The organism is Arthrobacter sp. Y3223151 (assembly GCF_059091125.1).
Genome location: NZ_JBNHGI010000009.1, coordinates 1 through 13500 on the forward strand (window position 1 = coordinate 1; position 13500 = coordinate 13500).

Below are 13500 nucleotides of genomic sequence, written 5' to 3' on the forward strand. Positions count from 1 at the left end.
GCGCCCCGGCTTGCCGCCGCGGGGGCCAGGCTGCGCCCCGCCCTTTCCGCTGCGGGTTTCGCTCGTGCGCCCCTGGCGGCCGGACCCGGGCTGGCGCCGCTCGCCGGCGGGAGACTCGTCGTCGAGCCGCAGCGTCAGGGAGATGCGCTTGCGCTCCGGATCGGCTTCGAGCACCTTGACCTTCACGACCTGGCCGGACTTGACCACATCATGGGGATCCGAGACGAACTTGTTCGACATGGCGGAGATATGGACGAGCCCGTCCTGATGGACGCCGACGTCGACGAAGGCTCCGAACGCAGCGACGTTGGTGACGGTCCCTTCCAACACCATGCCCGGCATCAGGTCGGAAATCTTCTCCACGCCCTCGGTGAAGGAGGCGGTGGTGAAGCTCGGGCGCGGGTCGCGGCCCGGCTTCTCCAGCTCGGTGATGATGTCCACCACCGTCGGCAGGCCGAAGTGCTCGTCGACGAACTGCTGCGGGTCCAGAACCGCCAGGGACTGGGCCCCCCGTCCCGCCGCCGTCGCGGTTGTGCCGGCGGCGGCAAGGATCTTCCGGGCCACGCCGTACGCCTCCGGGTGCACGCTGGAGGCATCGAGCGGCTCCGCCCCGCCGGTGATGCGAAGGAATCCGGCGCACTGTTCGAACGCCTTCCCGCCCAGCCGCGGGACCTTCTTCAGGTCGGAGCGCTTGGCGAAGGGGCCGTTGGCATTGCGGTAGGCCACGATGTTCTCGCTCAGCTGCGTACCGAGGCCGGCCACGCGGGAGAGGAGCGACGGGGAGGCCGTGTTCAGGTCCACCCCGACCGCGTTGACACAGTCTTCGACCACCGCGTCCAGGGACCGCTCCAGCTTGCTGGCCGTGACGTCGTGCTGGTATTGCCCCACGCCGATGGACTTCGGGTCGATCTTGACCAGCTCCGCCAGCGGGTCCTGCAGCCGGCGGGCAATCGAGACCGCGCCGCGCAGCGAGACATCCAGTTCGGGCAGTTCCGCCGAGGCCAACGCCGAGGCCGAGTAGACCGACGCGCCTGCCTCCGAAACCACCAGCTTCTGCAGCTTGCGGGTGGGCTCCATCAGTTTGATCAGCTCAGTGGCCAGCTTGTCGGTTTCCCGCGAGGCGGTCCCGTTGCCGATGGCTACGAGTTCGACGGCGTGCTGATCCGCGAGCCTGGCCAGCGTGGTGAGCGAGTCGTCCCATTTCCTGGCCGGGGCATGCGGATAAATGGTATCGGTGGCCACCACCTTGCCGGTTCCGTCGACGACCGCGACCTTCACGCCCGTGCGCAGCCCCGGGTCCAGCCCCAACGTGGCGCGGTTGCCCGCCGGTGCGGCCAGCAGCACGTCCCGCAGATTGGCGGCGAAGACCCGTACGGCCTCGTCTTCGGCTGCCGTGAAGAGCCGGACGCGGAGGTCGATGGCCAGCTTGACCAGGATCCGCCGCCAGCCCAGCTGCGCCGTCTGCAGCAGCCAGCGGTCGGCCGGCCGCCCGCGGTCAGCCACGCCCATCCGTGATGCCACGGCGTTCTCGAACCGGCCGCGGGCCTCGGCGAAGTCCTCCGGGTGGGCCGGATTGCCTTCGCTGATGTCGAGGTTCAGCACGCCTTCCTTCTCGCCCCGCAGCAGTGCCAGCACCCGGTGCGACGGCAGGCCGGCAGGGTCTTGGGCGAAGTCGAAGTAGTCGGCGAACTTCTGGCCGGTTTCCGCCTGGCCCTCGCGGACCTCGGCCCGCACCAGGCCCTGCTGCCACAGCCGTTCGCGCAGCTCGGAGACCAGGTCGGCGTCCTGGCTGACCCGCTCCACCAGGATCGCCCGGGCGCCGGCCAGGGCATCGGCCGGCTCGTTGATGGAGTGCGCGGCATTGAGGAACTCTTGGGCTGTCGCCAGCGGGTCCCGGGACGGGTCGGCCAGGAGGCCATCGGCGAGCGGCTCCAGGCCTGCTTCGCGGGCGATCTGCGCCTTTGTCCGCCGCTTGGACTTGTAGGGAAGGTAGATGTCCTCCAGCCGCGCCTTCGTCTCGGCTCCGTTGACTGCCGCTTCCAGCTCGGCGGTCAGCTTGCCCTGCGCGGCGATGGCTTCCAGCACGGCACGACGGCGGTCTTCCAGTTCCCGCAGGTAGCGCAGCCGCTCCTCGAGATCACGCAGTTGCGCGTCATCAAGCGTCCCGGTGGCCTCTTTACGGTACCGGGCGATGAACGGGACGGTGGCGCCGCCGTCGAGCATGTCCACCGCGGACTTGACCTGCCAGGCCTGGACGCCGAGCTCCCGGGCGAGCTGGGCATGGATGCGGGCATTGAGTGCGGCCGGGTCGAGAGGCGGCAGGGTTGCTACGGAGGCGGAGGGGGCAGGCGCGGATGATTCGGTCACCGATCCATTGTGCCGTATTCGAGGCGTGGCCTAGGTGCCGGGATAGTAGAAAGCGTAGTCATCATAGGGGTCGCGCCAGCTGGACTCGTCGCGGTGGATGCGCCGGACCTCGCTTCCGGGAACCCAGGCGGTACGGGCGGAGCCGTGCGCATCCATCCACTTCACCTGCACGCTGGTCCGGTCCCAGGAGATGGCCTTGGCGTCGAACGTCTTCCCCTCACGGCTCACGCGGACATACGGTTCGCGGCAGTAGGGCTCACGAGTGGCCCCGGAATGGCTGTCTTCGGCGCGGGGGCCGGGTTCGCCGCGATCCCGTGCGTACCTGCGGGCGGTCATGACGTCTACTTTGTTCATGCGGAAAGCTTGCCATCCGGCCCGGACGGTACGGGCGGCAACGGTCTCGATCCGGGGGCGGCGGCTTCAGTAGCCGTAGCCGCCCGTTTCCTTGGCATTTTCGGCCGCGGCTTCCCCCTGCACATCCTTGGAATCGGGGCCGGACGTTTCCGTCGGCTCCTCGGATTCCGTGCTGTTTTCGTTGCTCTGCCCGGGATCTGCGGGAGCTGCCGCTTCCTCTTCCCCGGAGTCGGAATATTCGTTGCCGCTGCTCATCATGGATTCCTCCCGCTAGGGGCGGCGGACCCGGTGTGGCGCAGTCCGCACTGTGCCCGATGCCAATCAGAGTAGGCTGATGCTCAGTATGCTGTCTATGGCGGGACCGAAGCCCGGATGGCTTGCCGGCCGGGCGGACAGAGATGCCGGAAGCGGCGCCGGAAGCGGTGCGGCGTCACGGGGGAGGAGTCGGCGAGCATGCCGGATTTTGGCACGGCGGCCGGTCGCGGCCTGGCCTTGGTCTTCTCGGCGCTCAAGCGGCTGCGGCCCGTCCGGCCCATCCATCCGATCGGGCTCCACCTTGAAGGGCGGCTGGAGAGATCGGGAGACTCCTTTCCCAGCGGCATACCGTGGCTGGACGCAGCGGGCAACAACGACGTCGAGGCGCGGCTGTCACGGTCAGCGGGCCTGCCGTCGAGGCTTCCCGACATCATCGGGCTCGCGCTGCGCGTCACCGCGGAGGGCGGGCAGGCCGACATCCTGCTGGCTTCCAGCGGTACATCCCGGGCCGGCAGGTACCTTCTCCAGCCTCGACGGGACGTTCGTGCGGCGGCGCTCACCACGGTGATGCCCTACAGAGGGTCGCACGGCCCGGTCCAGCTCGCCGCCCGCACGCTCCGGCCGAACGTGCGGCTGCCGGCGGATCCGGCGGGATTCCGACGGGCGCTGGGCAGCGAAGACTGGACGCTCGCGCTGTTCCACGCTCAGCCGCGGGGCCCGTGGCGCCGGTTTGGTACCCTCACGCTGCGGCTTGCACAGGGCGGAGGAGACGCCGCCCTGCGTTTCGATCCGATCCTGCACCCGCTTCCGGAGGGGGCAACCTACCGGTGGATCGAGAAGCTCCGCGCGCCGTCCTACGCGGTGTCGCGCCGGACGCGCCCGCGGGGATAGGGGATAGGCCGACAGCGACATCGGGGAGCCGTTCGGGCTGCGGGGATAGCCTGACGGGCTGCCGGTGCCATCGAGCGGAACCTCAAGCCCCCGGCACCTCCGCAATCCAGCTCCTCACCATCCGCGCAGCCGCTTCTCCGGCCTCCGCGGGCCACCAGTGGCCTGCATCCACTTCAGTGATCCTCAGCCGCGGCACCCAATCCTCCAGCCCCTCCACCAGATGGGGCGAGAGGAACGGGTCCCGCCGCGGGACTATCACCTGCACGGGAATCCGGCAGCGGGCCGACAGGGCCTGGGGCCGGAACCAGTTTGCCCGGTACAGGGCGAGGCCGCGGGCGCCGTTATCGCCGATCCTGCGGCCGGAGAAGCGCTCGTACTGACGGGTCAGGAGGGTCCGCCAGGCAAGTTCCGGCAGCACCGGCAACTGGAACCCGGCGACGTACAGGCTGCGCACGGTCTGTCCCGCCGCCCGCGGCCAGAGCGCGGGCCGGCGCAGCCTGCGACCGAACCAGCGGTGAAGATGGCCCAGGTCCGGTCCCGAAATGCTGGTGAAGCTGAGAATCCGGCCCTCGGCACGGGCATCCTGGGCCGCCGCCCAGCCTTGGATCGATCCCCAGTCGTGTCCCACGACATGCACGCCCCCTGCCGCGGAGGCATCGATCACCGCAAAAAGATCGTCCACCAAAACGGACAGCCGGTAGGCGCCGCGATGAGCGGCGGTGGTCCGGGACGCCCCGGCATTGCGGGTGTCATAGGAGATGACGTGGCTATCAGAGCTCAGGGCGGTGGCGAGGGAGTCGAAGACAGCGTGGTCATCCGGGTAGCCGTGGATCAGCAGGACGGCCGGCGTCCCGGGCCCGTGCGGCGGGCCGTAGGTATACACGGCGAGTGTCGCATCGGGGCGCGCCAGCATCCCGCGCCGTTCATCCGCCTCCATCGGGCCCTCCCTCGCAGCGCCTGCCCGTTCCGGTCCGCTGCCAGCCTACGGCGGCATCCCGACGGCGGCATCCCGACCGCGGCGAGCCCGGTGGCCGACACCGGGAACGGCGGGATCAGGGGCCGACAACGCATAACACAGCTGTCCACATATTGAAACAATTGTCCGGATCGCGGACGCATCTGACTAGAATTCATAAGTTATTCATTCGAGCGAAAGCCGACACTTCAATGTCCAAACCAGCATCAGTTACCGCGGGGGCGCCTGCCGCGCCGGTGAACTCCCGCGGCCGCGTCATCGTTGCCAGCCTCGTTGGCACATCCATCGAGTTCTACGACTTCTACGTCTACGCCACGGCCGCCGTGCTTGTCTTCCCGGCGTTGTTCTTCCCGAATGCCAGCGGAGCCGTCGCTCTGCTGAGTTCGTTCGCGGTATTCGGCGTGGCCTTCATCGCCCGTCCGCTGGGGTCCATTATTTTCGGGCACTTCGGCGATAAGTTCGGCCGCAAGGGAACGCTGGTGGCCTCCCTGCTCACCATGGGCATCGCCACCTTCCTGATCGGCTGCCTGCCCACCGCCCAAGTGGACGGCTGGTCCTTCTGGGCGCCCGCCCTGCTGGTGGTCATGCGCTTCGCCCAGGGCCTGGCCCTGGGTGGCGAATGGAGCGGCGCCGCCCTCCTGGCCACCGAGAATGCGCCGGCGAACAAGCGGGCCATCTACGGCACCTTCCCGCAGTTGGGTGCCCCGATCGGCTTCATCATCGCCAACTCGCTGTTCCTGGTGCTGAGCATCAACCTTGCCAACGAAGAGTTCATGGCCTGGGGCTGGCGCATTCCGTTCCTGGCCAGCGCCGTGATGGTGATCATCGGCCTGTGGGTGCGCCTGAAGCTGGTGGAAACCCCCGCCTTCCAGAAGGTCGTGGACAAGGGCGAGGTAACCAAGCTGCCGCTGGGCCGGGTCTTCAAGACCAGCTGGCGCCAGCTGATCCTGGGTACGTTCATCATGCTGGCGACCTACGTGCTGTTCTACCTGATGACCACCTTCACGCTTTCCTACGGCACGGCGGCAACCAACGCCGAGGACGCGGCCGCCGCGGCCGAGGCCGCCGGGAAGCCGTTTGATCCGGACACCTTTGCCGCCGGGCTGGGCTACGCCCGCAACGACTTCCTGTTGATGCTGATCATCGGCGTGGTGTTCTTCGGCATCTTCACCCTGGTGTCTGGCCCCCTGGCAGAAAAGTACGGCCGCAAGAAGACGCTGATCAGCGTATCCCTGGGCATCATGGCCTTCGGCTTCCTCTGGGTGCCGCTCTTCAACGGCGGCTTCGCCGGCACCATGGCGCACCTGATCATCGGTTTCACGCTGATGGGCCTGACCTTCGGGCCAATGGGCGCAATCCTGCCCGAACTGTTCCCGACCAACGTGCGCTACACCGGCTCGGCCGTGGCGTACAACTTCTCCTCGATCCTGGGCGCTTCGGTGGCTCCGTTCATCGCCGTCGCGCTGTGGCAGGCCGCCGGGGGCAGCACGGTCCTGGTGGGCCTCTACCTCAGTGGCGCGGCCGTCCTGACGCTGGTCGCCCTGCTGCTGACCAAGGAAACCAAGGACATGGACTACGAGAACCAGTCGAGCTGACCTTCCAGCCGGACGATCTAAAAAGACCCGCGGCCGTGGCCGCGGGTCTTTTTGATGCCCTGGCGCAGGTGCGCCGCCGCGTTGCAGGGCAAGCAAAAGGCCGCAGGGGCAAGCAAAAGGCCGCAGGGGCAAGCAAAAGGCCGCAGGGCAAGCAAAAGGTTGCAGGGCAAGCAAAAGGCCCGCCCTCCCCGGAGGGACGGCGGGCCAGGTGCCACTAAAAGGAGCAGTTTAATCGGCCAAGATTAAGCGGTTGTGCTCCTCCTCTTCGTGATGAAGCCCCAGATCACCAGCACGATCAGGGCGCCAATAATGGCCCAGATCCACGATTCGAGGCTGAAGAATTCGTTCATATCGGCGCCCATCACAGCACCGCCGATCCATCCGCCCAGGAGGGCACCGATGACACCGAGGACGAGCGTGGCAATCCAGCCACCGCCCTGCCGTCCGGGAAGGATCAGCTTGGCAATGGCGCCTGCAATAAGTCCGAGTAAGAGGAATGCTAGGAAGTTCATGAGGTGCATCTCCTTTGTTAGGTGCTACGTCAATTCTCCCGGTCAGGCCGGGTTCTGCTCCTTGGTAGGCATCACGCTACCGCATGGACAGCGTGCTTAGTAAGTTCCCGCGCCCACTTGGTACCTAAAACGTGACATGACTACAAGCAGTGATACAGTACGGCCTTGGAAATGTGTGGCTTAATCCGCGATGGTGGCCAGCACGGCACCGGCTGACACGGTATCCCCGGGCTTGGCGGCGAGCCCCAAAATGGTCCCGGACTTGTGCGCGGTGAGCGGCTGCTCCATCTTCATCGCCTCCAGTACGACGACGAGATCGCCTTCCGCAACCGTGTCGCCTTCGGCGACGGCGACCTTCACGATGGTCCCCTGCATCGGGGAGGCCAGCCCGTCGCCACCGGTCGCGGCACCGGCTGCGGAGCCGGAACGGCCCCGTCCGGCGCGCTTGGGCTTGCCGTTGGACTTGGCGGGCGTGCCGGTACCGCCGCCCAGGCCCGCCGGGAGCACGACCTCCAGCCGCTTGCCCCCGACCTCGACGGTGACCCGCTGGCGTTCGCCGTCGTCGTCGGATCCCGCCGCCGGGACGGACTGGAACGCCGGGATGTCGTTGACGAACTCGGTTTCGATCCAGCGGGTATGGATGCTGAACGGCCCTTCCACGGGGGCGAAGGCCGGGTCGGCCACCACGGCGCGGTGGAACGGCAGCACGGTGGGCATGCCGCCGATTTCCATCTCGTCCAATGCGCGGCGGGCGCGCTCCAAAGCCTGGGCGCGCGTGCTGCCGGTGACGATCAGCTTGGCCAGCATGGAGTCGAAGTTGCCGCCGATGACTTCGCCGGCTTCGATGCCCGAATCCACGCGGACACCGGGACCGGTGGGCAGGCGCAGGCTTTCCACGGTCCCGGGCGCGGGCATGAAGTTGCGGCCGGCGTCCTCGCCGTTGATGCGGAACTCGAACGAGTGCCCGCGCACGTCGGGGTCGTCATAGCCGAGCTCTTCGCCGCGGGCAAGGCGGAACTGTTCGCGGACCAGGTCAATGCCGGTGACTTCCTCGGACACGGGATGCTCCACCTGCAGGCGGGTGTTGACCTCGAGGAAGGAAATGGTGCCGTCCTGGCCGACGAGGAACTCGCAGGTTCCGGCGCCCTGGTACTTGGCTTCGCGCATGATCGCCTTGGACGCCGTGTACAGGCGCTCGTTCTGCTCGGGGGACAGGAACGGGGCCGGGGCCTCCTCCACGAGTTTCTGGTTGCGGCGCTGCAGCGAACAATCGCGGGTCGAAATGACCACCACGTTGCCGTGCGCGTCGGCCAGGCACTGGGTTTCCACGTGCCGCGGGGAGTCCAGGAAACGCTCCACGAAGCACTCGCCCCGCCCGAACGCCGCCGTGGCCTCGCGCACCGCCGACTCATAGGACTCGGCGATGGCCTCGCGGTCACGGACCACCTTGATGCCGCGGCCGCCGCCGCCGTAGGCCGCCTTAATGGCCAGAGGCAGGCCGTACGCGTCGGCGAAGTCCAGGACTTCCTGCACGCTGCTCACCGGGTCGGGCGTGCCGGGCACCAAGGGGGCGCCGACCCGTTCGGCGATGTGCCGGGCCTGGACCTTGTCGCCCAGTTGGGAAATGGCGTCGGAGGAGGGGCCGATCCAGGTCAGCCCGGCGTCAACGACCCGTTGCGCGAACTCTGCGTTCTCGGACAGGAAACCGTAGCCCGGGTGGACGGCGTCGGCACCGGCGGCCTCGGCCACCTGCAGGAGCTTGTCCATCATCAGGTACGACTCGGCGGCGGTGCTCCCGCCGAGTGCATAGGCTTCGTCCGCCAGACGGACGTGCAGGGCATCCCGGTCCGGGTCGGCGTAGACGGCGACCGAGGCGATGCCTTCGTCCCGTGCGGCGCGGACTATGCGAACGGCAATTTCACCACGGTTGGCGATCAGTACCTTGGTGATGCGCTGGGTCATTCAAAGCTCCTTCTATCCTTGAGGAGCCTAGCCTGCTTTTGCGGGATTCGCTCATGAACCATGCCGTTTCTGCGTGTGAGAGGGCGGTTCTTTGTAGGGGTCCTACAAAGGGGGCAGCGGGCGCCCGATCTTCCACCTGGCCGGTGGAGATCGGAACGCCCGCTGCCTATTGGGTGGACGGGGACCGCAGGTTACTTCACGGTGACCGTCTTGGTGGTTGTGCTTCCGGCGACCTGGGATGTTCCGCCGTAAGTGACCGTGTACTTGTGCTTGCCCTTCTTCTGGTTCTTCAGCGTGAGGCTGACCTGACCGTTCTTGACCTTGGCATTCTTGGCCACGGTCTTGCTGCCGTCCTTGATGGTGACGGTGCCGGTCAGGTTCTTGAAGCCACTGGCCGTGACCTTGATGGTCAAGACGGCCGTCTTCGCCTTCGTCGACGACGCCGCAACGCTCGCCTTGGAAGCCACCTTGGCCACAGTCGCCGTCGAAGAAGTAGACGCCTGGTTCACGTAGCCCGTTGCGGACCGGGTCACCTTGACGCTGATCTTCTTGCCGGCATCAGCTGCGGTCAGCTTGTACTTTGACGACGTTGCCTTGCTGATAGCTTTGCCGTCGCGCAGCCACTGGTAAGCCACCTTCGTGGCCACCGGCTTGCTGGCCGAGGCATTCGCCGTCAACGTAGAGCCGACCTTCTTGGTCCCCGAAATGGTGGGCTTCGGGGCGGAAGTAAAGGCGAAGGCGGTGGTGACGGAAGACGAGGTCTTCGCCGTGGTTGCGTAGCCGCTGGCAGCCCTGGTCACCGTGACGCTGATCTTCCGACCCGCGTCTGCCGTCGTCAGCTTGTACGTTGACGAGGTTGCCTTGTTGATGGCCTTGCCGTCGCGCAGCCACTGGTAGGTGGTAGAGGACGCGGCGGGCTTGCTGGCACCGACCGTGGCGGTCAACACGGCCCCAAGCGTCTTGGAACCGCTGATCGTCGGTGTCGGTGCGCTCTCGAAGGCGAAGGCAGTTGCGACGGCGGCCGAGGTTTTCGACGTCGTCGTGTAGCCGGTCAAGGCATGGGTTGCCGTGACACTGATCTTCGTGCCGGCGTCAGCCTGGACCAGCTTGTAGGTAGCGCCCGTGGCACCGGCAATCCCCTTGCCGTCGCGCAGCCACTGGTAGGTGACCTTCGACGCCTTCGGGGATGCACTCCCAGCGGTGACGGTCAGTGTGGCACCCAGAGTCTTGGAGCCGCTGATCGTCGGGGCAGGCACACTGTCGAACGGTTTGTTGATGGTCCGTTCGGCCGATGTTTTGGTGGCCTCGGTGTGGCCGGTGGCCTGGTAGGTGGCGGTGACGGTGATTTTCTTTCCGGCGTCGTCGCCGACCAGGGTGTAGGTCGCCTTGGTCGCCCCGTCGATCACCTTGCCGTCGCGCTGCCACTGCCAGGTGACGGTGGTGGCTGCCGGTGTGGTTGTGCCGGGCACGGCGGTCAGGGTCGCGCCGACATCGTTGCCGCCGGTGAGGGTAGGCGTGCCTGCGACGGCGAAGACCTTCTTGATAGCGACGGCTCGAGAGGTCTTTGAGGCCGTCGAGAACCCTTCTAGGGAATACGTCGCCTTAACGCTGATGCTCGTCCCGGCGTCTGCTGGCGTCAACTTATAGCTGGGTGCCGTGGCGCCCACAATAGACGTGCCATCGCGAAGCCACTGGTAGGCAACTTCCGCGGCTGCGGGCTGGGTGGAGCCAGGCGTAGCGGTAAGCACTGAATCGAGAGCCAAGTCGCCGGTTATCTCCGGCGCCTGAACAGCCGAAAATGCCTTGCGCCCGAGAACAACGTCGATGCCGGACTTTTCCTCGCGGTCGGAAACCGCGATGGTGGTGGCCTCCTCCATTGAAGCGGCACCTTGGTACCAATTGAGGTAGAAGTCGTCGTAGTTTGCGTACTTTAGCTTGTATTCACCTGCGGCAAGGCCGGTCACGGAGTAGCTGCCGTCCGGGGCGACGGGGCTGCCTGCCGCCCATTCGCCAGTTTTCGCACTATAAGCCTGAACGGTGATGCTTTGGACGTCGTATCCGCGGGGAACCGTCACCTTGCCAGAAATGGTTGCCCCTGGCAGCAGTTGAAGGTTGATGCCAGTCAGATCATTGCCAGCCAAAACCAAGGGGCTAGGTGAGTGGTCCCCAGCGCGAGCGTCTTTGTACCACTGCGCCAGTAGGCCCGTACCCCACGCTTCCACCTGTAGTTTGTAATTGCCGTCTTTGAGGCCGGAGACCGTGTAGCTGCCTGCGACACCGGTGTACGTGTAGCCGACGAAGTCGCCGTCAGAGTCATAAACGTTGATGCCCAGGGAACGCGGACTGTAGCCATCCGGCACGGTGATGACTCCCGAAATCGTTAGCCCCTTGTTGAGTACGAAATCGAGGTTCCTCCGGTCTTGGCCGTGGCCCACCTCGACCACCGTTGCGGCATCCTTGCTTGCCGCTCCTGCATACCACTGCGAGAGGAGCCCTGTTCCCCAAGCGCCCGCGTACAATTTGTAGTTTCCGGCTGCCAATCCTCGGACCACGTAGGCGCCCAATTCGTCTACCTCTGCGTCAGCCACCCATTTCCCGGTATCAGCCGAGTACAGGCTAATCTCAACCCCGTTCGTATCATAACCAGACGGAGCAGTCACCGTTCCGGAAATGCTGGCCGCCTTTTCGAGTACAGCGTTGACATTAGCGATGTCTTTTCCATCCAACAGTTCGATGACTGCGGCGTCTGCGTGTGAATCTGCGTTTCCGAACCACGCGGACGCTGCCCCTGACCTCCCGGAGTCGAAGAAGATCTTGTAACTGCCCGGAGCAAGGTCGGAGATCGTGTAGGCCCCGCCTTCATAAATCCATTCCGTCCGGATCCAATTTTTGGCGTCATGAGCCTGGTAGAGCAAGACTTCCACACCCCCGGCCTCGGTGCCGGGCGGCAGTGTCACCGTTCCCGAGATGCTTAACGCCGTAGCTAAGGACGCATTAATGTCATTCACCGTTGAGCTTTCGGGTACTGCGAGGGTCCGGGCGTCCTCGAACGTTGCCGCATCGTCGTACCACTGGGAAAGAGCGCCGGAATTATAAGCGCGAAACTCGACCTTGTAGTCGCCGGCTGGTAATCCGGTCGTCAGGTAGGTGCCGTCCTCCCTAACGGCCCAATCGGACGCCACCGGGTCCCACTTGTCGTCAACGCTGTAGACGTGCACGCTGACGTTGGTGAAGTCCGTGCCTTCCGGGGCGGTAATAGTGCCTGCGATGCTTGCAGCCTTTGCCAAGGTGCCATCAATATTCGTTATGGCTTGGCCGTCCGCAATAAGGAGCGTCTTGGCATCTTTAGCTGAAGAGACGTCGTCGTACCACTCCGACAGGGCACCGGAATCGTTAGCGTCGAATTGCAGCTTGTACTCGCCGCCCGCGAAACCGAGGACGGTATACGTACCATCTTTACGCACTTGGGTGGCAGCGCCTCCGTCCTGGTCTTCCTCCAGAGAATGCAGACGGACGGTGATGTTTCTGGCATCGATGCCGTCAGGCACAGTCACGGTGCCGGAGACCGCGGCGGACTTGCCCAGCACCAGGTCTATGGCAGTGGCAAACTCTCCCTCCGCGACTTCAATCAATTGGGCATGGTCAAACGAGTATGCGTTGGCGTACCACTGGGATATCGCGCCTGCGTCGCTGGCATTCAAGTAGAGCTTGTAACTGCCCGCATCCAGACCGGTGACTTTGTAGGAGCCATCAAGCGCGACCTCGGCCTCTCCTACGACTTCCCAATCGTTGTCGGCACTGTAGACCTCAACCGTGATCCTGCTGGGATCGACGTCGTCAGGCAAGGAGATCGTGCCCGCAATACTCGCAGCAGGCTCCAAAACCGCATCGATACCGGTTGCTACACGCTCACGAGAGACAGTCAGTGTCCGCGCATCCTCGAAGGACTTGACGTCGTCGTACCACTCAGAAGAAGCTCCCGAGCCGTGTGCGCTAAAACGAAGCTTGTAATCGCCTGCGGGGAGGCCGTGAACGGTGTACGTTCCGTCCTCGGTGACCCCGCCGTAACCTACTGACGCAGTCTCATCCTCAGCGCGGTAGGCGTCAACGCCAATGGACGCAACGTCGACTCCATCGGGAACGTTGATGGCGCCTGTAATGGTGAAGGCCTGGGCCAGCGATACATCGAAACCTGCGTTGTTCTGGCCATCAGCCAAACTGATGGTTTGAGCTTCGTCGAACCCGCCTGCGTGGTCGTACCACTGGGGGATGATGCCAGCCCCACCATCGGAAAAATAGAGCTTGTACGCTCCTGGAACCAGCCCAGTGACTGTGTAGGTCCCGTCTTCGAAAACTTCACCGTAGGCAACAGAACTTAAACTGTCGTCTGCAGCGAAAGCCTCGACGTGAACTCGCCCCGCGTTTACTCCGGCCGGAACCGTGACTGTTCCGGAGATGGAACCGCTCTCGGCGGCAATGGCTGGAACCGTCCCGAGGGAGAGCAAAGCGGCCAGCAGGACCGCGAAGAAGTATCTGAGACTAAGCCGGCGTGGAGGCCGTTTGCGAAACATGTAGTACCCCAACTCGT

Annotated in this window: 9 protein-coding genes; 2 read left to right on the forward strand and 7 right to left on the reverse strand. The window is 65.2% G+C overall.

Features of this window, described 5'->3' with window-relative positions; genetic code table 11:
• The 3 genes from AC5RUP_RS12645 to AC5RUP_RS12655 all read right to left on the reverse strand — a co-directional run.
• A partial coding sequence (locus AC5RUP_RS12645; RefSeq protein ID WP_494158606.1) for a Tex family protein occupies positions 1 to 2367 on the reverse strand: 2367 nt, incomplete at its 3' end.
• Between the two features lie 30 nt (positions 2368 to 2397).
• Positions 2398 to 2721 carry a hypothetical protein gene (locus tag AC5RUP_RS12650; protein ID WP_494153733.1) on the reverse strand — a complete coding sequence of 108 codons (324 nt, stop codon included), beginning with the start codon at positions 2719 to 2721 and terminating at the stop codon, positions 2398 to 2400.
• 66 nt (positions 2722 to 2787) lie between these two features.
• The gene (locus tag AC5RUP_RS12655) at positions 2788 to 2976 is read right to left on the reverse strand and encodes a hypothetical protein (protein ID WP_494153732.1); all 189 of its coding nucleotides are present in this window, start codon (positions 2974 to 2976) and stop codon (positions 2788 to 2790) included.
• 198 nt (positions 2977 to 3174) lie between these two features.
• Here AC5RUP_RS12655 and AC5RUP_RS12660 point away from each other — a divergent pair, with 198 nt between their 5' ends.
• Entirely contained in the window at positions 3175 to 3867 is a 693-nt protein-coding gene (locus AC5RUP_RS12660; protein ID WP_494153731.1) for a hypothetical protein, read from the forward strand.
• Between the two features lie 82 nt (positions 3868 to 3949).
• Here AC5RUP_RS12660 and AC5RUP_RS12665 read toward each other — a convergent pair whose 3' ends face one another.
• A complete protein-coding gene (locus tag AC5RUP_RS12665; RefSeq protein WP_494153730.1) occupies positions 3950 to 4804 on the reverse strand; it encodes an alpha/beta fold hydrolase in 855 nt (284 codons plus the stop codon).
• Positions 4805 to 5034: 230 nt separating this feature from the next.
• Between AC5RUP_RS12665 and AC5RUP_RS12670 the strand changes: the two genes are divergently transcribed.
• The gene (locus tag AC5RUP_RS12670) at positions 5035 to 6438 is read left to right on the forward strand and encodes an MFS transporter (RefSeq protein ID WP_494068106.1); all 1404 of its coding nucleotides are present in this window, start codon (positions 5035 to 5037) and stop codon (positions 6436 to 6438) included.
• A gap of 242 nt (positions 6439 to 6680) precedes the next feature.
• Here the strand turns inward: AC5RUP_RS12670 and AC5RUP_RS12675 are convergent, their stop codons facing one another.
• The 3 genes from AC5RUP_RS12675 to AC5RUP_RS12685 form a co-directional block, all read right to left on the reverse strand.
• Positions 6681 to 6950, reverse strand: coding sequence for a GlsB/YeaQ/YmgE family stress response membrane protein (locus AC5RUP_RS12675; RefSeq protein ID WP_493977616.1), 270 nt, complete (start codon positions 6948 to 6950; stop codon positions 6681 to 6683).
• 180 nt (positions 6951 to 7130) lie between these two features.
• Positions 7131 to 8912: an acetyl/propionyl/methylcrotonyl-CoA carboxylase subunit alpha gene (locus AC5RUP_RS12680; RefSeq protein WP_494153729.1), complete on the reverse strand. Its 1782-nt coding sequence runs from the start codon at positions 8910 to 8912 to the stop codon at positions 7131 to 7133.
• A 191-nt stretch (positions 8913 to 9103) separates the two neighbouring features.
• The gene (locus tag AC5RUP_RS12685) at positions 9104 to 13483 is read right to left on the reverse strand and encodes an Ig-like domain repeat protein (protein ID WP_494153728.1); all 4380 of its coding nucleotides are present in this window, start codon (positions 13481 to 13483) and stop codon (positions 9104 to 9106) included.
• Between the last annotated feature and the right edge of the window lie 17 nt (positions 13484 to 13500).

Excerpts from the sequence above, each read along its gene's own strand:
- AC5RUP_RS12650 (WP_494153733.1), bottom strand. The coding sequence starts at position 2,721 with ATGAACAAAGTAGACGTCATGACCGCCCGCAGGTACGCACGGGATCGC.
- AC5RUP_RS12655 (WP_494153732.1), bottom strand. The coding sequence starts at position 2,976 with ATGAGCAGCGGCAACGAATATTCCGACTCCGGGGAAGAGGAAGCGGCA.
- AC5RUP_RS12660 (WP_494153731.1), top strand. The coding sequence starts at position 3,175 with ATGCCGGATTTTGGCACGGCGGCCGGTCGCGGCCTGGCCTTGGTCTTC.
- AC5RUP_RS12665 (WP_494153730.1), bottom strand. The coding sequence starts at position 4,804 with ATGGAGGCGGATGAACGGCGCGGGATGCTGGCGCGCCCCGATGCGACA.
- AC5RUP_RS12670 (WP_494068106.1), top strand. The coding sequence starts at position 5,035 with ATGTCCAAACCAGCATCAGTTACCGCGGGGGCGCCTGCCGCGCCGGTG.
- AC5RUP_RS12675 (WP_493977616.1), bottom strand. The coding sequence starts at position 6,950 with ATGAACTTCCTAGCATTCCTCTTACTCGGACTTATTGCAGGCGCCATT.
- AC5RUP_RS12680 (WP_494153729.1), bottom strand. The coding sequence starts at position 8,912 with ATGACCCAGCGCATCACCAAGGTACTGATCGCCAACCGTGGTGAAATT.
- AC5RUP_RS12685 (WP_494153728.1), bottom strand. The coding sequence starts at position 13,483 with ATGTTTCGCAAACGGCCTCCACGCCGGCTTAGTCTCAGATACTTCTTC.